General features: G+C 73.7%; 18 protein-coding genes. 9 read left to right on the forward strand and 9 right to left on the reverse strand.

Features of this window, described 5'->3' with window-relative positions:
- Nucleotides 1–18: 18 nt before the first annotated feature.
- On the reverse strand, nucleotides 19–1584 hold the full coding sequence (locus B207_RS0105610; RefSeq protein ID WP_018635547.1) for an alpha/beta hydrolase domain-containing protein: 1566 nt from the start codon (nucleotides 1582–1584) through the stop codon (nucleotides 19–21).
- Nucleotides 1585–1852: 268 nt separating this feature from the next.
- The gene (locus tag B207_RS32685; RefSeq protein WP_018635548.1) at nucleotides 1853–2506 is read right to left on the reverse strand and encodes a TetR family transcriptional regulator; all 654 of its coding nucleotides are present in this window, start codon (nucleotides 2504–2506) and stop codon (nucleotides 1853–1855) included.
- Between the two features lie 151 nt (nucleotides 2507–2657).
- On the opposite strand from B207_RS32685, the gene B207_RS0105620 reads away from it, so the two are divergent.
- Nucleotides 2658–3578: an SDR family oxidoreductase gene (locus B207_RS0105620; RefSeq protein WP_018635549.1), complete on the forward strand. Its 921-nt coding sequence runs from the start codon at nucleotides 2658–2660 to the stop codon at nucleotides 3576–3578.
- Between the two features lie 75 nt (nucleotides 3579–3653).
- On the opposite strand, the gene B207_RS0105625 is transcribed toward B207_RS0105620, so the two are convergent.
- On the reverse strand, nucleotides 3654–5168 hold the full coding sequence (locus B207_RS0105625; protein ID WP_154675174.1) for an ATP-binding protein: 1515 nt from the start codon (nucleotides 5166–5168) through the stop codon (nucleotides 3654–3656).
- A gap of 101 nt (nucleotides 5169–5269) precedes the next feature.
- Complete coding sequence (locus tag B207_RS0105630; protein ID WP_026310713.1) at nucleotides 5270–6916, reverse strand: FAD-dependent oxidoreductase; 1647 nt, start codon at nucleotides 6914–6916, stop codon at nucleotides 5270–5272.
- Between the two features lie 400 nt (nucleotides 6917–7316).
- On the opposite strand from B207_RS0105630, the gene B207_RS32690 reads away from it, so the two are divergent.
- The 4 genes from B207_RS32690 to B207_RS0105650 all read left to right on the forward strand — a co-directional run bounded on the left by B207_RS32690 (nucleotide 7317) and on the right by B207_RS0105650 (nucleotide 9393).
- Nucleotides 7317–7739, forward strand: coding sequence for a MerR family transcriptional regulator (locus tag B207_RS32690; protein WP_018635552.1), 423 nt, complete (start codon nucleotides 7317–7319; stop codon nucleotides 7737–7739).
- 132 nt (nucleotides 7740–7871) lie between these two features.
- Complete coding sequence (locus tag B207_RS0105640) at nucleotides 7872–8234, forward strand: thioredoxin family protein (protein WP_018635553.1); 363 nt, start codon at nucleotides 7872–7874, stop codon at nucleotides 8232–8234.
- A gap of 71 nt (nucleotides 8235–8305) precedes the next feature.
- Entirely contained in the window at nucleotides 8306–9016 is a 711-nt protein-coding gene (locus tag B207_RS0105645) for an MBL fold metallo-hydrolase (protein ID WP_018635554.1), read from the forward strand.
- Nucleotides 9017–9102: 86 nt separating this feature from the next.
- The gene (locus B207_RS0105650; protein ID WP_026310715.1) at nucleotides 9103–9393 is read left to right on the forward strand and encodes a SelT/SelW/SelH family protein; all 291 of its coding nucleotides are present in this window, start codon (nucleotides 9103–9105) and stop codon (nucleotides 9391–9393) included.
- A gap of 128 nt (nucleotides 9394–9521) precedes the next feature.
- Here the strand turns inward: B207_RS0105650 and B207_RS0105655 are convergent, their stop codons facing one another.
- The 4 genes from B207_RS0105655 to modA form a co-directional block, all read right to left on the reverse strand.
- Nucleotides 9522–10316 carry a CAP domain-containing protein gene (locus B207_RS0105655; RefSeq protein ID WP_018635556.1) on the reverse strand — a complete coding sequence of 265 codons (795 nt, stop codon included), beginning with the start codon at nucleotides 10314–10316 and terminating at the stop codon, nucleotides 9522–9524.
- Nucleotides 10317–10441: 125 nt separating this feature from the next.
- Nucleotides 10442–11590 carry an ABC transporter ATP-binding protein gene (locus tag B207_RS0105660; protein ID WP_018635557.1) on the reverse strand — a complete coding sequence of 383 codons (1149 nt, stop codon included), beginning with the start codon at nucleotides 11588–11590 and terminating at the stop codon, nucleotides 10442–10444.
- On the reverse strand, nucleotides 11587–12447 hold the full coding sequence (locus B207_RS0105665) for an ABC transporter permease (RefSeq protein WP_051102411.1): 861 nt from the start codon (nucleotides 12445–12447) through the stop codon (nucleotides 11587–11589). The genes B207_RS0105660 and B207_RS0105665 overlap by 4 nt, the downstream gene beginning before the upstream one ends.
- An 11-nt stretch (nucleotides 12448–12458) precedes the next feature.
- On the reverse strand, nucleotides 12459–13286 hold the full coding sequence (gene modA / locus B207_RS0105670; RefSeq protein ID WP_026310717.1) for a molybdate ABC transporter substrate-binding protein: 828 nt from the start codon (nucleotides 13284–13286) through the stop codon (nucleotides 12459–12461).
- A 99-nt stretch (nucleotides 13287–13385) separates the two neighbouring features.
- Between modA and B207_RS0105675 the strand changes: the two genes are divergently transcribed.
- From B207_RS0105675 to B207_RS0105690, 4 genes are all read left to right on the forward strand, one after another.
- Nucleotides 13386–13928 (forward strand): pyridoxamine 5'-phosphate oxidase family protein, encoded by a 543-nt coding sequence (locus B207_RS0105675; protein WP_018635560.1) that lies wholly within the window; start codon nucleotides 13386–13388, stop codon nucleotides 13926–13928.
- Between the two features lie 242 nt (nucleotides 13929–14170).
- Nucleotides 14171–16114, forward strand: coding sequence for a bifunctional diguanylate cyclase/phosphodiesterase (locus B207_RS0105680; protein WP_018635561.1), 1944 nt, complete (start codon nucleotides 14171–14173; stop codon nucleotides 16112–16114).
- A 68-nt stretch (nucleotides 16115–16182) separates the two neighbouring features.
- Nucleotides 16183–17478 (forward strand): alpha/beta hydrolase family protein, encoded by a 1296-nt coding sequence (locus B207_RS0105685; protein WP_018635562.1) that lies wholly within the window; start codon nucleotides 16183–16185, stop codon nucleotides 17476–17478.
- A 265-nt stretch (nucleotides 17479–17743) separates the two neighbouring features.
- Nucleotides 17744–18409, forward strand: a complete 666-nt coding sequence (locus B207_RS0105690) for a hypothetical protein (RefSeq protein WP_018635563.1) — start codon at nucleotides 17744–17746, stop codon at nucleotides 18407–18409.
- On the opposite strand, the gene B207_RS0105695 is transcribed toward B207_RS0105690, so the two are convergent.
- Complete coding sequence (locus B207_RS0105695; RefSeq protein WP_026310719.1) at nucleotides 18355–18993, reverse strand: hypothetical protein; 639 nt, start codon at nucleotides 18991–18993, stop codon at nucleotides 18355–18357. The genes B207_RS0105690 and B207_RS0105695 overlap by 55 nt on opposite strands.
- Between the last annotated feature and the right edge of the window lie 229 nt (nucleotides 18994–19222).

A 19222-nucleotide genomic window follows, 5' to 3' on the forward strand; every position in this document is an offset into this window, starting at 1 on the left:
CGGCGGAGGGCTGTGGGCTCAGTGCCCGAGCAGGGCGGCGGCATCCTCCGGGAGGAGAAAGCCACCGTCGACGCCGGCCTGGGTCGCCTCCGCCAGCCGTTGCTCGTAGCTGCCCAGATCGGGGTAGAGCTGGGCCAGCCGCTCGCCGTCCAACGGCGTGGTCGCCCCGAACAGGACGCACAGCCCCTCACCCTCCCCTGACAGGGTCGCGGTGGGCACGTCCAGCGCAGGCAGGCGCACACCGCCGAGCGCGTTGCCGTCCTCGTCGCGGGCGATGCGGCCGTCCGGTGTGGTGGTGATCCTCGGCGCCTGCGGCGGGGGGGTGCCGTCCCGCGCCCACCGGGCCAGGAGCCGCACGGCGCTGTTCATCACCAGGTACTGGGGAGCGTCGTTGACCGGCTGGGCACAGTCCTTGCCGCTGGACGAGTTCAGCTCCCGCGCCATCAGCGGGTCGACGAAGTCCATGACGAAGCGGTCCAGATGGGCGGTGCCGGCCACCTCCCACGTCCGCAGGTACGCGGTGTCGGGCTGGCGGGCGTCCAGGTAGGTGAACGGACCCGCCCGCACATCGCTCTCAGCCTCCACGACCAGTACCGGGACGTCCAGATCAGTGCGGATCAGGGTCGGGCGCATCGAGTCCTGGGCGTCCGCCGACGAGTCACCGAGCGGCGCCGCGTACGGGCCCCGGCTGTGCACCAGAAACCCGTCGAACCGGTCGGCCGGCGGGACCAGCGGATGCACGGCGTTGAGGTAGGCGAGGAGCCGGGCCGCCGACTGCGACTCGCCGTCCGCCAGCACCGTCGCGACCGGGAGGCCGCGCAGCGGTCCGTCCGGGTTCCGCACCGCCCGCGCGGCATCGGTGAAGATGTCGTACGAATAGGCGTCGCCGGGATGGCTCAGCGACCCGTAACGCGCTCGGTCCCAGGCCCGCAGGCCGAGGAGGCCGTTCACGCCGACGGACTGCGCGGACACCCCGACCCAGGCATAGCCGCCGCGGACCAGCTCCTGGTGGGCGTACCCGAAGTCGGTCGGGGTCTCCGTGGTGGCGGTGACGTTGAGCCATTCGACGACGACGGTGCCGTTGAACCGCGCCGGGTCGCGCGGTCGCTCGATCAGCAGCCTCGTCCGGTACGGGGCGGGCTCGCCGGGGGAGGCCTGCCAGTAGCCGTCGGCGGAGCGGGCACCGGCGGTCCGGTAGGGGCGGGCCTCGCCTTCGAGCTGGTACTCGCTCTCCTCGTAGCCGGCGGCGGCCACGGCGGTGACCGGGGGGATGACGAGGGACAGGAACGGATGTCCCCGCAGACCGCCGGTGATCGGGGTCGTCACCGGAGCGGCCCGCTCCACGGCCGAAGGCTCCGCAGCCGAAGGCTCGGCGGCCGCCAGCACGGCCGCGGGCGGGTCGCCGGGGGAGGCCGGTGGTGGGGGCGCCGCGGGGCCCGCGGGCAGGCAGAAGGCGGCGGCGAGCGCCGCTGTGGTCAGGGTCGCGGTGGCCAGGAATCCGACGAACCGGCGCCCGATAGCAGGGGGGCGGCCGGCTGAGCGGCGGAGCCGACGGGTGCCGACGGGGGTCCGGGTCGGACGCACGGGAGCTCCTCGACTCGTCTTGGTGGTCGCCGTTGGCGCGCGCAGCGTAACGGGCGACCACCCGCAAATCGGGCTGCCGTTCTCCGGTCGGGGCGTGGCGTTCCTACGGGTTTGCCCGAACGGTCAGTCGTCGTCCTCGCCGTGCCCTCCGTCCTCTCCGGCACCCGCCCATCCGGCGAAGCTCACTGCCCCGAACGGACCGCGCGGCCTCCGGACGGACCGAACGGCCGCCGACCGCGACGAGCGGCCAGGGAAGGCCTGAGGGTGATCAGGCCTTCCCGGGCGGAGGTGGAGGCGGAGAGCAGGCCAGGGTGCGCAGCAGAGTGAAGGTGTCGCGGATCAGGTTCGGCAGGTCCCGCTGGTCGTCGCCACCGCCACCGTCATCACTGTGGGCGTTGCCGCGGGCTTCTCGGTCATCGGTGTGCCCGCCGCCGATCCAGCGCGCGAACGCGATCCTGAAGACCGCCATCCCCGCCTCCCCGGCGAGACCGGCGTCCGGGTCCACGACGCCGCGACGGCGCAGCGCCTCCGCTGTCGCCGCGGCGAGCGACGCGAGTTTGAGCAGCTCACGTTCCTGAAGACTCGGATTGGCATCGATCACGAGCTGGCGCTGCCGGGCGTGCTCGCGACGCTCCTCGGGGAAGAAGGTGGCCAGGGCGTCGAGGGCTGCCCCCATCGCGTCCATGGCCCCCGCTGCGGCGGGGGCGCCGGTGACTGCGTTCATCAGAAGCTCGCGAAGCAGGTCCTCGTTCCCGAAGAGGACCTCGCGCTTGTCGGCGAAGTGCCGGAAGAAGGTCCGCTCGGTCAGCCCGGCCCGCGCGGCGATCTCCGCGACGGCCGTCCGGTCGAAGCCGCGTTCCCGGTAGAGCTCCAGCGCCGCCTGCGTCAGGCGGCTGCGTGCGTCGGGGGCCCAGCGGCTCATATCTGTGATCGTAGGCCATGTCAGCAACTGACATCGCCGTGCTAGGGTCATGTCAGTTGCTGACATGCCCCCCCTGGCCGGCGCCGCGGTCATCCCCGCGGCCCACCCGACGCGACCAGGCAGGCCGATCGAACCCGTCCGGAGGTCTCTCATGCGTGTCCTCGTCACCGGCGCATCCGGTTTCATCGGCTCGGCCGTGGTGCCCGAGCTGCTCGCCGCCGGCCACCAGGTCGTCGGCCTCGCCCGTTCGGACGACTCCGCCGCCGCGATCGCCGCCGCCGGCGCCCAGGTGCACCGCGGCTCCCTCGACGACCTCGACAGCCTGAGGACCGGAGCGGCCGACTCCGACGGCGTCATCCACCTCGCGTTCATCCACGACTTCGCCGACTTCGACGGCGCCGCCAGGACGGACCGCCGCGCCATCGACACCTTCGGGGCGGCCCTGGCAGGCTCCGACCGTCCCCTCGTCATCGCCTCCGGCGTGCTCGGCCTGGCTCCGGGCCGGGTCGCCACCGAGCAGGACAGGCCCGACCTGACCGCCGGCGGCATGGCGGCACACCGGGGCGCGAACGCGCAGGCCGCACTCGCCCTGGCCGAGAAGGGCGTCCGGTCGTCGGTCCTGCGCCTTCCCCCGACCGTGCACGGAGCGGGTGACCACGGGTTCGTCGCGACGGCGGTGGACGTCGCCCGGCAGCGCGGCGCCTCCGGCTATGTCGGTGACGGCGCGAACCGCTGGCCGGCCGTGCACCGGCTCGACGCCGCCCGCCTGTTCCGGCTGGCCGTCGAGAAGGCCCCCGCCGGGTCGGTGCTGCACGGCATCGCGGACGAGGGCGTCCCCGTCCGCGCCCTCGCCGAGGTCATCGGCCGGCACCTCGGCCTGCCCACGGTCGCGGTACCGCCGGAGCGGGCGGCCGAGCACTTCGGCTGGCTGGGGCCGCTCCTCGCGGCCGACGCACCGGCCTCCAGCACCCTCACCCGGAAACTGCTCGACTGGAACCCGAGCGCCCCCGACCTCCTGGCCGACCTCGACGAGGGCCACTACTTCCTCGACCGCACGGCGTCGCCCTCGTAGCCGGGCAGCTGTCGGCACAGGGTGGCGGTATCCGCCTGGCCGGCGGTGCCGTTCGGACGGGTGGCAGTGGTGGGGTCAGCCGGCGGCGGGGGTGCTCGGGCCGGCGGGGGTGCTCGGGCCGGCGGCGGCGTCCAGCTCGGCTGCCTCGGTGGGCTCGAGGTCCGGGCGGATCGGCAGTGAGACCCGGAAGCGGGTGTCGCCGGGGACGGAGGTGACCGTCAGGTTGCCGTGGTGGCGGCTGACGACGATGCGCCAGGAGATGTCGAGCCCGAGCCCGGTGCCCTCGCCGACTGCCTTCGTCGTGAAGAACGGCTCGAAGATCCGCTCCTGGATCTCCGGTGCGACGCCGGTACCGGTGTCGCGGATCTCCACTACCAGGTCGTCGTGGTCCGCCCAGGTGGCGATCGTGAGGGTTCCGGAGCCGCCCATCGCCGCGGTGGCGTTGTCGATGAGGTTCGTCCAGACCTGGTTGAGCTCGGCGGCGTGGACGGGGATCTCCGGCAGGGTCCGGTCGTACTCGCGGGCGACCCGGACCCCGGCGAGTTTGCCCCCGAGCATGGTGAGGGTGCTGTCGAGCAGTTCGTGCACGTCGACCTGGCGGTAGGGCGCCCGGTCGAGCTGGGAGTACTGCTTGGTGGCCGCGAGCAGGCCGGAGATCCGGTTCGTGGACTCCTCGATCTCCTTCATGAGCAGTTCGCTCTCGACCGTGTAGGTCAGCCAGCGGACGGCGCCTTCGAGGATCTCCGGGGAGACGGTGACGGCGACCCGCTCCAGCCAGTCGACGTCGATGCCGCCCTGGACGAAGGTCGGCGCCAGCTCCCAGCCGCCGGTGACGCCGTGGTCGTCGAGCCAGTCCGCGACGGCGTCCTCGCGGTCGCTGGTCTCCATCGGCGTCAGAGCGGGTGCCTTCCCGACGCGCTCGGCGGCGTCCTCCTGCAGGCCGATCAGGGCCTCCAGCGCCGGGCGGTCGTAGGGGCCGGCGGCGATCATCCCCAGTTTGTGCCGCATGCCGGCGACCCGTTCCCGCAGCGAGACGGTGGCGCGCACCGCGGCGGCGGCCGGGTTGTTGAGCTCGTGGGTGAGCCCGGCGGACAGCGACCCGAGCGCGAGGAGCCGCTCGCGCTGCCCGGTCAGCTGCTGGAGGTTCTTCTGCCCGAAGAACAGCCCCTCCAGCATGTGGACGGCCATCGGGAACCAGTCGCGCATGAGCCGCGACAGCGCCGTGCCGTCCAGCACGACGAACCGGGACGGGGCCGTGACCCGCAGGGAGTTGGTGTAGACCTGCGGGACCCGGTCCTCGAGGTAGGCGAACCAGGCGCCGGCGTAGACGCCGCGCTGGCTGGTCCGGGAGACCTCGACGTCGTCGTCGCCGACCCGCCGGGTGAGGACGATGGTGCCTTCGACCAGCACGTAGAAGCAGGTGGCCGGATCGCCTTCCAGGAAGACCGGGCCGGCTTCGATCAGCTCGACGTGGCCGTTGCGGCAGATCCACTCGAGCTGGTCGTCGGTGAGCTTCTCGAAGAGGAACAGGCTGCGCAGCTCGTCGATGTCACAGGGCAGCGCGGTGCCCCTGACGCACGCCTGGCCCATGGCCTGGGCGCCGTCGGCCTGGGCGCCGTCTGCCGTGCCGGCCTGGGCGCCGCCCGCCGGCGCACCTTCCGTCTCGCCCGCCATGTGGCCTCCTCAGCGTCTCAGCGTCTCGCCAGGTAGCGGTGCACGAGGGCGACGGCCATCGCGCCTTCGCCGACGGCCGAGGCGACCCGCTTGACCGACTCGGCCCGGGCGTCGCCGGCCACGAACACCCCGGGCAGGCTGCTTTCCAGGTGGTAGGGGTCCCGCTCGGCGCCCCAGCCCGCCGGCCGCCGCCCGTCGACGACGAGATCCGGCCCGGCCAGGACGAAGCCGTGCTCGTCCCGGGCGACGACCCCGTCCAGCCAGTCGGTGCGGGGCGCGGCGCCGATGAAGATGAACAGCCACTGGGTGTCGACCCGCTCGGTCTCGCCCGTCGCGTTGTCCCGCAGGACAAGACCCTCCAGGTGGCCGTCGCCGTGCCCGGAGACGACCTCCGTGCAGGCGCGGACGTGGATGTTCGGCACGGCCGCGATCTGCTCGATGAGGTAGTGGGACATGGACGCCTCCAGCCCCCGGCCCCGGACGAGCATCGTCACCGACTTCGCGTGCCGGGCGAAGTACATCGCCGCCTGACCGGCCGAGTTCGCGCCGCCGACGACGTAGACGTTCTCGCCGCTGCAGCTCGGCGCCTCGGTGAGCGCGGAGCCGTAGAACACCCCCTGGCCGGTCAGATCGCTCAGGCCGGGGGCGTCGAGCTGCCGGTAGGAGACGCCGGTGGCGAGGATGACCGCGTGCGCGTCGATGCTGCCCCCGTCCCCGAGGACCAGCCGCCGGGCGGGGCCCGCGGCCTCCAGGGCCACCACGTCGGCGGTGGTCAGCAGCTCCGCGCCGAACTTGACCGCCTGCCGGCGGGCCCGGTCGGTGAGCTGGGAGCCGGAGACGCCGTCGGGGAAGCCGAGGTAGTTCTCGATCCGTGAGCTCTGGCCGGCCTGGCCGCCGGTCGCGTGCCGTTCGACGAGCAGCGTCCGCAGCCCCTCGGAGGCCCCGTACACCGCCGCGCCGAGGCCCGCCGGGCCACCGCCGACGACGACGAGATCGTAGAAGTCGCCAGCGGGCGCGGTCGCCAGCCCGACCCGGCTCGCGAGCTCGCCGTCGGTCGGGTTGACCAGGGCGGTGCCGTCGGTGGTGATGACGCAGGGGATCGTGTCCGGCGACGCGCCGGCGGCGGCGAGCAGCCGCTCGCCCTCCGGCTCGTCCGCCAGATACCACCGGTAGGGCACGTGGTTGCGGGCCAGGAAGTCGCGCACCTCGTAGGACCGGGCCGACCACCGGTGCCCCACCACCCGCGTCTCGGCGACGGGCCGGCGGTCCGTGGCGAGCCAGGCGTCGAGCAGGGCGTCCAGGACGGGGTAGAGCTTCTCCTCCGGCGGGTCCCACGGCTTGAGCAGGTAGTGGTCGAGATCGATGACGTTGATCGCGTCGATCGCGGCGCTGGTGTCCGCGTAGGCGGTGAGCAGCACCCGGCGGGCGGTGGGGAACAGGTCCATCGCCTGCTCCAGGAACTCGATGCCGTTCATGCCCGGCATGCGGTAGTCGGCGAGCAGGATCGCGACCTCGTCGCCACGCAGCTTGATCTCGCTCAGCGCCTCCAGGGCCTGCGCGCCCGACTCGGCGCGCACGATCCGGTAGTCGCCGCCGTACCGGCGCCGCAGGTCCCGGGCGACCGCCCGGGAGACGTTCACGTCGTCGTCGATGGTCAGCAGCACCGGGCGGGGAGCCCCGCGCCCGGCCCGGCCGCCGGTGGAGGCGGAGCCGGCGGCGGCAGGCTCCGGCGGGTGCGGACTGGGTGTCGTCACCGTGCCGAGAGTGCCGCTGGACGGGCTGGCCGGCAGGCTGCGGGACGTCGACTGCGATCGGTCACCCGCTCAGTCTAGGGCGGCTGGCCTGGCCATCCCGGTATTCAGGGCCATTCATCCGGTAGCGGAACGTATGCGCGGGACGCCCGATCCGGTCAGCAGGCGCAGGCGTTCCGCCGCCCGGCGGATCTGCCGCGGGCTTGCCCTGACGTGCGCGTGAACCTCTAGCGTCGAGGACGACGACGAGACCGGGGCCGGGCGGCACCGCACGGCCCGGCTCGGCCACGGGTGGAGGGCGGAGGTCGCCGGGATGCGCATCGGTGAGCTGGCGCGGCTCGCGGGGACGAGCACCCGCGCGCTGCGGCACTACGAGGAGCGCGGGCTGCTCGCCGCCCGTCGGCTCGCCAACGGCTACCGCGACTACAGCGCCGCGGATCTGCGCGAGGTCGAGGAGATCCGAGCACGGGTGGCGGACGGGTTCGCGCTCGCCGAGACCCGTCCCTTCGTCGAGTGCCTGCGGGCGGGGGAGGGGACCAGCGACGCCTGCGTGGACTCGATCGAGGGCTACCGCCGCCGGATCGCGCAGGTCGACGCCGAGATCGCCCGGCTGCGGCACGTGCGGGAGCGGCTGGCGGCCCAACTCGACACGGCGTGCCACGGTGCCCGCGGCCAGGGGGACGTCCCGCCCGCGCCGCCGGGGTGCGTGCTGTTCCCGGCTCAGCCCGGCGTCTGACCGCCGTCACGTCTCCTTCCTGTCGTCTCCTTCTCCGTACCTTTCGGCCGTTTCTCCGTACCTTTCCGCCGTGCGCCGGCCAGCCCCCGCGGCCGGGCGGGCGGATCACCCAAGCTCTGAGGGAGCTGTCTCATGCCTGTTCACGAGATCTCCGCCGCCGACGGTGTGGTGTGGGAGGTCGGCGACGACACCTTCGCGGACGCCGTGCTGCGGTCCCCGGTCCCGGTGCTGGTCGACTTCCAGGCCGACTGGTGCCCGCCCTGCCGGATGATGCGGCCGATCCTGCGCCAGGTCGCGTCCGAGCTGGCCGGCCGGCTGCGCGTCGTCGAGGTGGACGTCGACGCCAGCCCGCGCACCGCGCTCGCCCACGGCGTGCTGGCCATGCCGACGATGGTCGTCGTCCGTGACGGCCGGGCGGTGGCGACGCTGGTGGGCGCCCGCAGCCGCCGGCGCCTGCTGGACGACATCGCCGACCACCTGGTGGGCCAGCCGTAGGACCGCGCCGGGCCACGGGTGGGCGGTCGGGGGTTCTGGAGCGGCGGGGCCGGGCTCCGTAGGCTCACGGTGTGAGCGAGCGCCTGTACTTCCGTCAGCTTCTGTCCGGTCGTGACTTCGCGGTCGGTGACCCCGCGGCGACGCAGATGGTCAACTTCGTCTACCTGATCGGTGACCGGGAGACCGGGGAGGCCGTCGTGGTCGACCCCGCCTACCGGGTGGGCGACCTGCTCGACGTGCTCGCCGCCGACGACATGCGGCTGACCGGGGCGCTGGTCACCCACCACCACGCAGACCATGTGGGCGGCACCGCCTTCGGCATCGAGCTGGAGGGCATCCGCGAGCTGCTGGAACGCACCTCCGTCCCGATCCACCTGCAGCGGGACGAGGCGGAGTGGGTGCGGCGCGGGACGGGGGTGGGCGCGGCCGAGCTCGTCGAGCACGACGACGACGACGTGGTCACCGTCGGCTCGGTGGACATCCGGCTGCTGCACACGCCGGGGCACACCCCGGGCAGCCAGTGCTTCCTCGTCGACGGCCGCCTCGTCGCCGGGGACACGCTGTTCCTCGAGGGCTGCGGGCGGATGGACTTCCCCGGCGGCGACGCGGCCAAGATGTACGACAGCCTGCGGCGCCTCGGCACCCTGCCGGACGACGTGACCGTCTACCCGGGCCACCGGTACTCGGCGGAGTCCTCGGCCGAGCTCAGCGTGGTGCGCAAGATGAACTACGTCTTCCGGCCGACGAGCTCCAGGCAGTGGCTCGCCATGCTCGGCGCCTGACCGCTCGCGGTGGCGACGTACGGGGTGGCGACGTACGGAGTGGCGATGCACAGGGTGGGCGGGAACGTACGGGGTAGGGGTCGGCTGTGACCGGTGAGGCCAGGCAGGAACGCCCCCGGGTGGAGATCGAGTACTGCACCCGCTGCAGGTGGCTGCCGCGGGCGGCCTGGCTGGCGCAGGAGCTGCTGACCACGTTCGAGGCCGAGCTGGGCGCGGTCGCCCTCGTCCCGGGCACGGGCGGGGTGTTCACCGTGCGGGTGGACGGAGAGGTGCTCTGGGACCGCGCGGAGCAGGGCTTTCCCGAGCCGTCCGCGGTGAAGCGCGCCCTGCGCGACCGGGTCGCCCCGGACCGCCCGCTGGGCCACGTCGAGCGCTGACCCGCCGGCCACGGGCCGGCGCGCCCACCGCCCGTGCACCGGAAGCCCACCCACCGGGACGCCCCGGGACGGGCCCGGGGCACCACGACGTGGCACCCCGGGGCGTCCGTCAGAGGCGGAGGTTCGGCCTACCGGCGGCCGAAGGCCTGCGTCCAGTAGTGGCGGTAGGTGCCGCCACCCTGGGCGTAGCCGACGCCGAGGTGCGTGGAGCCGCAGTTGAGGATGTTCGCCCGGTGCCCGGAGCTGTTCATCCACATCTGGATGGTGGCTGCCGGGGTCGTCGAGCCGGCGGCGATGTTCTCGGAAACGGAGCTGTTCGGCCAGCCGGCCGCCCGGGCCCGGCTGATGTGGGTGCTGCCGTTGAGGCCGGTGTGGCTGAAGTAGTTGTTCGTCGCCATGTCCGCGGAGTGCGCCTGGGCCGCGGCGGTCAGGCTGGCGTCGAACAGGAGCGGGCCGCAGCCGGCCTTCTGCCGCTCGACGTTGGTGAGCCGCAGGATCTCGTCCTGCGCGGTGCCGCTCCCCGGCGGGTTGGCCGGCGGCGGGTTGGCCGGCGGCGGAGGCGGGGGGTTCTGCGTCGGCGGGTTGGCCGGCGGCGGAGGCGGTACCGGCGGGCGGGTCGTCGGGACGGGCGGGCGGGTGGTCGGCGCCGGCGGGATGGTCGGCGGCGCCGTGGTGGGCCCGGCCGGCGCGGTCGTGGCCGGCGCCGTCGTCGGCGCGGCCGGTGTGGTCGTGCCCGGTGTGGTCGGGCCCGGGGTCCCCGGTGTGGGAGCGGTGGACGCCGAGGCGCTCACGCTCGGTGCCGGGGTGGGCGGGTGGTATCCGCCACCGGGCGAACCGCCCGGGCCGGATCGGCAGGACGCGACGGCCGCCATCAGGGCGACCGCGGTAGCTGCGCTGGCGACGGCCTTACGGACCGGGGCCATGGAGACTCCTTTGGGTGATCTCCCCCCTCGCAACGCCTGGAACTGTAGCGAACCCGACAGAACCCGCGCCCGGCGGGTCCGACGCGCCTGCGGAGCGGCCGGGCGGGACGCGCGTGCCTGGCTGCTCAGGGCGCCGCGCCGCCCTGGCTGTAGACGTCCCAACGGCCCTCGTCGACGGTGAGCCAGACCGGCGTCCCGCGGACCAGTCGCAGTTCGGCGAACAGCCGGGCGGGGATCTCGGCCCGCGCCGCGGGGGTGCTGGCGACCTGCACCCGCACCCGGTCGCCGAGCGTCTCCACCGAGGTCACCGGGCCGGTGAGAACCTGGGCGCCGGGTGCGGCACCGGGCTCGCCGCGGTGCACCCCGATCTCGGACGGCCGCAGTGCCACCAGCACCGGCCCGTCCGCCGTGCCCGGCGGGGCCGCCACGGTGACGGGCCGGTCGGCGGTCGCGTCGAGGGTGACCACGCCACCGGCGGCGGTGCCCGGGAACAGGTTGAGGCCGGCGAGGCGGGCGACGTACGGCGTGCGCGGCCGGGTGATCACCTCGGCGGGTTCGCCGCGCTGCACCACCCGCCCCCGCTCCAGCACGGCGACGTCGTCGGCGAGCGTGAGTGCGTCGACCGGGTCGTGGGTGACCATGACGACGGGGACGTCCAGCGTCGGCAGCAGGGCGCGGATCTCGGCGCGGACCTCCAGGCGGGTGCCGGCGTCGAGGGCGGCGAGCGGCTCGTCGAGGAGCAGGATGCCGGGCCCCGGCGCGAGCGCGCGGGCGAGTGCGACCCGTTGCGCCTGCCCGCCGGACAACGCCCCGGGCCGCAGGTGGGCGACCTCGGCGAGGCCGAGTCGGTCGAGCATCTCCCGGGCCGCGGTGCGGGCCGCCGCCCGCCGCACCCGGTGGCGCACCCGCGGCCCGAAGGCCACGTTGTCGATCGCGGACAGGTGCGGGAAGAGCAGGTAGTCCTGGAAGACGTAGCCGGCGCCGCGCTGCTCGGGGGGGACGAAGCGGCGGGCCTGCGGGTCGTCGAGGACGGCGCCGTCCAGCTCGATGCGCCCTCGCTGCAGCGGGACGAGCCCGGCCAGCGCCCGGAGCAGCGTGCTCTTGCCGGCGCCGTTCGGCCCGAGGACGGCGAGGGTGCGGCCCGGCTCGACAGCCAGGTCGGCGTCCAGTGCGAGCGTGCCGAGCTCGATCCCGATCCGGGCGACGAGCCCGGTGCGGCGCGGTGTGCCGGGCGGCGCCTTCTCCAGGGCGGACGGACCGGACGTCTCGATCATGCAAGGCCCACGGTGTGCCGACCGTTCCACCAGCGGCCGCGCAGGGCGACCAGGACGACGATGCTGACCGTCAGCAGCACGAGGGACAGCGCGACCGCCTTGTCCGGGTCGACCTCCATGGCCAGGTAGACGGCCAGCGGCATGGTCTGGGTGGTCTTCGGGAAGTTGCCGGCGAAGGTGATCGTCGCACCGAACTCGCCCAGCGCCCGGGCCCAGCACAGTACGGCACCGGCGGCGACCGCCGGCAGGATCATCGGCAGGGTGACCCGGAAGAAGACCGTCACCCGGCTGGCGCCGAGCGTGGCCGCGGCGTCCTCGAACCGCCGGTCGGCGGCGCTGAGCGCGCCCTCGACCGACAGGACGAGGAACGGCATCGCCACGAACGCCTGAGCGATGATCACCGCGTCGGTGGTGAACGGGATCGTGAACCCGAACCAGTCGTCGAGGCGCGAGCCGACGATGCCGCGCCGGCCCAGCACGAGCAGCAGCGAGACACCGCCGACGACCGGCGGCAGGACGAGCGGGATGGTCACCAGCGCCCGCAGCAGCGAGCGCCCCGGGAAGGTGGCGCGGGCGAGCGCCCACGCCAGCGGAATGCCGAACAGCATGCAGACGACGGTCGCGATGGTCGCCGTGCGAACCGACAGCCACAGCGCGTGGCGGGTCGAGGGATCGGTCAGCAGGTCCGGCAGCGATTCCCACGGCGCCCGGATGATCAGTGCGAGCAGGGGCATCAGCAGGAACAGGGCGGCAAGAGCCGCCGGCACGGCCAGGGGCCACGGCGCGCGCCCACGTGCCTCGCTCCGCGAGCGTGCGGGTGGCCGGGGCCGTGCCGGCCGGGCCACTGGCCGTGCCAGGCGGCGGGTGGTCACGCCGGCGGGCCGAAACCGGCCTCGGTCAGCACCGCGGCGCCCTCGTCGGACAGGACGAACTCGACGAACTCCTCCGCCGTCTGCGCCTCCTTCGACTCGTTCACCGTCGCCACCGGGTAACTGGTCCTCGCGTTCACGTCGGCCGGGATCTCGATCCCGGTGACCCTGTCCTCGGCCGAGGCGACGTCGGTCTGGTAGACGAGGCCGGCGTCGACCTCACCCAGGCCGACGGTCGTCAGCACGGCCTTGACGTCCGGACCGAAGGTGACCGGCGTGACCTGCAGGCCGGCCTTCTCCAGCACCGTGGTGGCGGCCACGCCACACGGCACCCGCGCCTCGCACAGCGCGACCTTCACGTCGGGGTCGGCCAGGTCGGCGAGATCGTCGATCCGGGCCGGGTTGTCCCTGGGGACCGCGATCTCCAGCGAGTTGGTCGCGAAGGTCTTCGGGTCGGCCGCGTTGCCGGCGTCCACGACCTCGGTCATGTTCCTCGTGCTCGCCGAGGCGAAGACGTCCGCCGGAGCGCCGTTGTTGATCTGCTGTGCCAGCGCGGAGCTCGCGGCGAAGGAGAACTCGACCGTCGTCCCCGGGTGGTCGGCCTCGAACTGCCTGCCCAGCTCGGTGAACGTCTCGGTGAGCGAGGCGGCGGCGAAGACGGTGATGGTGTGGGGCTCCGCGGCGGCCGTGGTGGCGGCGGGCGGAGCGGCCGTGCTCTCGTCGTCATCGTCGGATCCGCAGCCGGCAGCGACCAGCGCGAGTGCGGGAACGAGGACCAACGGAACGGCGAGGCGGGACACACGGGTTTTGCGCGCGGTACGGATCATTGGCACGGGATGCACGATACAGCCGCAATCGCGCTTCTATGGCCGCTTTCTGATCCGCGTTTACGGTTTGGTAACCGCTGTCGTGGCAGGTGAGAGGCTGTGGCTGTGACGATGGACCTGCGTGCCCGCGGCCCGGCCTTCCTCGAGTTCTGGCGCGAGCGGCACCTGTGCAGCCTGACGACGGTGCGCCCGGACGGCACGGCCCACGTCGTTCCCGTGGGCGTGACGCTCGAGCCGGCGGTCGGCCTGGCCCGCGTGATCACCATGCGGGGGTCGCGCAAGGTCGCCCTCGTCGCCGCCCGCGGGGCGTTCGACCTGACCGGACCGTCGGCCGAGCCGGGCCTCCGGTCGGCGGAAACCGACCCCGAGGGGATGGGTATTGATAGTGAATTGTCCGTAATTATGAATGATGGCGCGGGTGTCGACGGCCCGCCGCGCCGGCGCGGGGGCGCACGGGTGGCCGTCTGTCAGATCGACGGCGGGCGGTGGTCGACCCTCGAAGGGCTCGCGGTCGTCCGGGACGAGCCGGCCGCCGTCGCCGAGGCCGAGCGCCGTTACGCCGAGCGGTACCGGACTCCGCGGGTCAACCCGCAGCGGGTCGTGCTGGAGATCTCGGTGACCCGTGTCCTCGGGACGCTGTGAGCCGTGACCGGCCGTGACCGGCCGTGACCGGTCACGGCCGGTCACGGCCGACAGGCTGGAAACGTCGGATCCGATGTGACCCGGATCGCAGTCCGTTACCTGTCGTTAACGATGTCGGGCGTCTCGCCCGAACCCGCGGCGGCACTGTGACGCGTAACAGTCGACACGGCGCGGTGACTGACAGACCCGGGCCATGCGGACACTAGACTGCGCACTCCGGGCGGCGCGGTACGGGAGGTGCGGTGATCGCTGGGGTTGCGGGCCTGGCCGCGGCTGCGTCGTCGGTCGGCATGCTGATCGTCACCGCGGACGGTCGGGTCGCCTGGGTGAACGACGCCCTCGTCGAGCTCGTCACCGGCCTGCGGAACCCCGACTCGGCGTTCGAGGCACGGCTCGCGGTCGCCGAGGCCGGCCTGCCGCTGACCGGGCTGCACCCGTCCGCCCCGCCGGCCGTCCTGGACTGGACCGGCCCCGACGGCTCGCCCCGCCTGCTGCGCGCCTCCTGCCGGGACATGAGCGCCGGCCAGCCGTCCGAGCTGTTGCTGTTCGAGATCGTTGACCTGACCGCCGAGATCACCGCGTTCGGCGCCGGCCCGCCGGCCGCGCCAGCGCCTTCCGGGGCCGCGCCGGGCGGTTCCGGGGAGCCGGCGAGAGGCGTCCCGGGAGACCCGGTGGGGGATCTCATGGGGGATGTCGTCGCGGAACTGGCGGCGGCCGTGCTGGGGGGCGCGGGTGCCGTGGGCCTGGGGGAGACAGCCGTCCCCACCGCGGCCGACGAGTTCCCGCCCACCCATGGCACCGCTGCCCCGGAAGGCGCTGGCGCGGCCGCGGGCGATCCCGCCCCGCTCGCCGAGCAGGCCCCGCTCGCCGAGCAGGCCCGTCCCGACACCCACGGCATCGATCCCCTCACCGGTCTGAGCACCCGCTACGCCCTCGCGGAGGAGCTGGAGAGCAGGGTCGCGGGCACGGAGGCGACGGACGGCTCGCTGCTGATCCTCGACATCGACCATCTCGCCGACGTCAACGACCTGCAGGGGTACTCGATCGGTGACGCCGTCCTGCGGGCGGTGGCCCAGGCCCTGCGGGAGGAGCTCCCCGCCGGCAGTCGCCTCGGGCGCCTCGGCGGGGACGAGTTCGCCGTCGTCCTCCCCGCCGGGGGCGGCAGCGAGGGCCTGGCCGTCGCCGAGCAGCTCTGCGCGGCGATCGCGGCCCGCACCGCCGCCGCCGAGGACGTCGCCGTCCAGGCCACCGTCAGCATCGGCGTCGTCCCGCTCGAGCTGGCGGCGGGCAGTGAGGCCGCCTTCGCCTGGGCGGACCTGGCCCTGCGCGAGGCCAAGCGCTCCGGGCGCAACCGGGTCCGGCTGTTCACCCGTGAGCAGTACGACGAGGCGGCGCTGCGGGTGACGGTCACCAGCCGGGTCGCCGCCGCGCTCGACAACGGCCAGATGTCGCTGGACGTCCTGCCCGTCGTCGACCTGGCCAGCCGGGAGATCGTCGGGTTCGAGCTGCTCTCCCGGCTGCGGGACGGAGTCTGGCCCGAGCTCGGCCCGCGTGGCTTCCTGGCCGCCGCCGAACACACCGACCTGGGCCTGCACCTCGACCGGTGGGTCGTGCTCCGGGCCGTGAACGCCCTCGTCAGCGGGCTGCCCGGGCGGGTCTACGTCAATCTGGCCGCCCGCTCCCTGCGGGACCCGGCCTTCGGCGACTTCATCCTCTCCACACTGCGCGACAGCCGGGTCGACCCGGCCAGGCTCGCCCTGGAGATCCCCGAGGGCGCCGCGGTGGCCAATCTGGACGCGGCCCGGCGGCTCGCCGAGCAGCTCACCGCCGCCGGCTGCCCGGTTCTGCTCGACGACTTCGGAATGACCAGCGGGGCCGTCATCGCGCTGCGGAACCTCCCGCTGTGGGCTGTCAAGATCGACAGCAGTCTGGTGCGGACCGTGGACACCAGCGCGCGTGACCGCGCCGTCGTCGAGGCGGTCGTCCAGATCGCGCGGACGGCGGGCATGACCGTGATCGCCGAGGGGGTGGACCGGGCGGCGCTGCCGCAGGCCCTCCTCGACATCGGGGTCACAGTCGCGCAGGGCTATCACGTCGGCCGTCCGCGGCGCCTCGCCGAGCTCCTCGGCGGCGACGGTGACGACGACGTCACGACGGTGATGAGCCTCGGCGGCTACCGCCGCTGACCTGGTGCGCGCCGGCGGTGGCACCCTTCCGCTGGCTCCGGCGTGGTCGCCGTGCGTAGTGTCGGTCCATGGTTGCGGCGTCGGACGCGGCACCGGACGCGGCGCCGTCGGAGCGTTCCCGGCCCGGCGCGCCCTCCCAGCGACTTCAGCGCTGGCAGCTGTTGCTGCTGGCGGTGGCTGCGGCGCTCGGCACGATGCTGCTCCCGTCGTGTGGTGCCTCGTCCGCGGGCAGCGACCCGCCTGGGCGCGAGACCGGCACGGCGGGGGCGGCGTCCGCCCCCGCGCAGGGTTCCGGGGCCTCCGGGAACGGTGCGGCGGGCCGCCCGGTCCTGGCTCCGGACCAGCCAGGGGAGCACCCGGTCGGCTACCGGACCCTGACGGTGACGGACGAGAAGCGCCCGCACCGCCCCCTGGTGACCTCAGTGTGGTATCCGGCCCGCGCCGGCACCGACCCTGCGGCCGGCACCGACCCTGCGGCCGGCCTCGCGCGCTATCCGGTGACGGACGGGGTGACGCTCACGTCCCCCCGCGCGGGGGAGGGGCTCCCGGCCGCGCCCGGCCGCTTCCCGATGGTGGTCATGTCGCACGGCAGCGCCGGCAGCCGGGTGCAGCTCGCCTACCTCGCCGAGGCGCTGGCGAGCCGCGGGTTCGTCGTGGCCGCGCCGGACCACCCCGGCGACACCATGATCGAGGTGGCCGAGGGCCGGCAGGCCCCGCTCGTCGATCTGGCCAGCGACCGGCTCCTCGACGTCTCGAGCGTCATCAGCGCGTTCACGAAGCCCGACTGCCCGATCGCCGGCATGGTGCGGCCGGACCAGATCGGCATCGTCGGGTTCTCCTTCGGCGGCCTGACCTCGATGGCCTCTCCGGTGGGCTTCCTGCACGCCCCCGCTGACAGCCGGATCCGGGCTGTCGTCGGGATCGCCCCGGCAACCGAGGTCATTCCGGCGGATCAGCTCGCCCGGCTCCGGGTGCCGACGATCATGATCGGCGGCCTGATGGACGGCGCGGTGCCGCTCGACCGCAACGCGCGGCCCGCCTTCGGTGAGCTCACCGGCTCCCGCCCGCGTTACTTCGTCACCGTTGCCGGCGGGACGCACAACTCGTTCACCGAGATCTGTGCCCAGGCCGCCGCGGCCCGCGATCGCCCGGTGGCGGAGGGCGTGCGGGTGCGGCTGGAGGTCACGGCGGACATGACCTGCCGACCCCCCGCCATCGACATCGACCGGGCGCATCGCCTCACCGTCTACTACACCGTGGCGTTCCTGGAGAGTCAGCTGGCCGGCGCGGCCGGTTACGACCGTTACCTCACTGCGGCGGCGGCCCGGACCTTCCCCGAGAGCGAGCTGCACGCGGTGGACTGAGGGCTCGGCGTGCCGACCACACCCGCGGGGGACACGGTTGTGGTCTGATCGGCGCGGTTGCGGTCGGTGACCTGGGCGAACGTGTCGGTGTGCGCCGCGCCCGCAGACCGGCGCGGCCAATCGGACGACCGTCCCCGATCACGGCGGCTACCGTGACCCGACCGGCCGGTGCCCGACTGCCAGTGGCACCAGGCCGCCCGGGCGCCGTTGGCGCCCGGCACCACCCAGCGGCACGGTGTTGTGACCCGCGAGGAGGTCGACCAGGATGTCCGCACGCCAGATCCGGCGGTTCCACCTTGAGCGTGCAGTCGACGTGTCCGGAGTGTCCGGCACCGGCGCTGTCGCTTTCGGAGTGCAGGCCCCGGACGGAACCTGTGTCCTCTGGTGGAACTCCGACCACGGCTCGGTTGCCATCTACCCGTCGATGGGAACGTTGCTGGCGATCCACGGCCATGCCGGGATGACCCGGGCGGTCTACATCGACAGCCCCGAGTCTCCCGCCGCGGTCCTGGCCGATCCCACGCTGGCTGACCTGGTGCCAGCCGGCTCGGTGGTGACGGACTCGGCCGCGGTGCGGGCCGCGGCGGCATCGGTGCGACCCGGCCGGGCTTCGAGCCCTGGTCGGGCTTCGAGCCATGGTCGGGCGCCGCGTCCTGGTCGGGCGAGCGGGCGCCGGTCGTCGGCAGCGGTGCGTGATACCGGCCGGCGCGGGCGCGCCGTCCGGCCGTCCTGGGAAGCCACCGCCGGGTCGATCATCGCCCGGATGGCCGCGCGGGGAGGTGCCGCGCGCGTCCTGCAGAGTGAGCGTCCGCCGGTCGAGGAGGGGCCAGGGGAGCGGGCGCCGGCGCGGCGGCTGCCGGTGCGGCCGCTGTCTGCTCAGGTGAGTGGGCGGAAGCACGGGACGGTCGGGCCGTCCGGGTCGATGGTGTAGAGGGCGAGCGTGCCGGCCATGTCCTGAGGGTCGACACCGATCGTTCGCATGTCGTCGGCCATGCCCGCCATGATCCCGAGCGCGTGCCGCACCAGCACGGCACCCATGCCACGCGGGTTGTCGACATGGGAGTGGAACTCGACGGCTGACCGTGCGTCCGAGGTCAGCGTGGCCAGGGCGCCGAGCCGGATGCGGTCGGTCAGGGTCTCCCAGACCCGTTCCGACTGCGGTGCTTCCGGGCTGCGCCATACCTGGCGGTAGGACATGGCCGCGATCACCGCGGCGGGCGGTCGCCCGGTGCGCAGGTGGATCGTGACCGTCCACATCGCCAGCAGCCAGGTCAGTGCGGACATGGTGCGGTGGGGGTCGTCCTCGACGCGTTCGACGAGCTGTTGCTCGGCGGCAAAGCGGTTCTGACGTGAGAGCCACGAAACGACAAGTCGCTCCATGTCAACCACATCGATCATGGGCAGTTCTCGAGGATGGGGGCGGGCGAGCGCGGCGGCCCGGCGTGAGCTGGTGTCCACCAGAGCCAACGCCCCCGTGTCCGGGAGAGTCTGCCAGGCGAGTCCCGACAGCGGCATGGCGGCCACAGTAGCCGGGGTCGGGAGCTTTAACCATCAGCGTTGATGAAAGATTGTTGTCATTTCGGTTTCCAGTGCTACCCGTCAGTGCTGGTCGGTCCGGATTTCTGTCGGTCCTGTCACCAGGCTGGCCGGAAACCGTCACGAGAAGGTTCGGCGGCGTGCCCAGAGTGCCCGGTCAGGGACACATCGGACCCGCCGCCGTGCCGCTACTCGCCCAGAAGGTCTA

Source organism: Parafrankia elaeagni, from assembly GCF_000374165.1.
GTDB classification, from domain to species: domain Bacteria; phylum Actinomycetota; class Actinomycetes; order Frankiales; family Frankiaceae; genus Parafrankia; species Parafrankia elaeagni.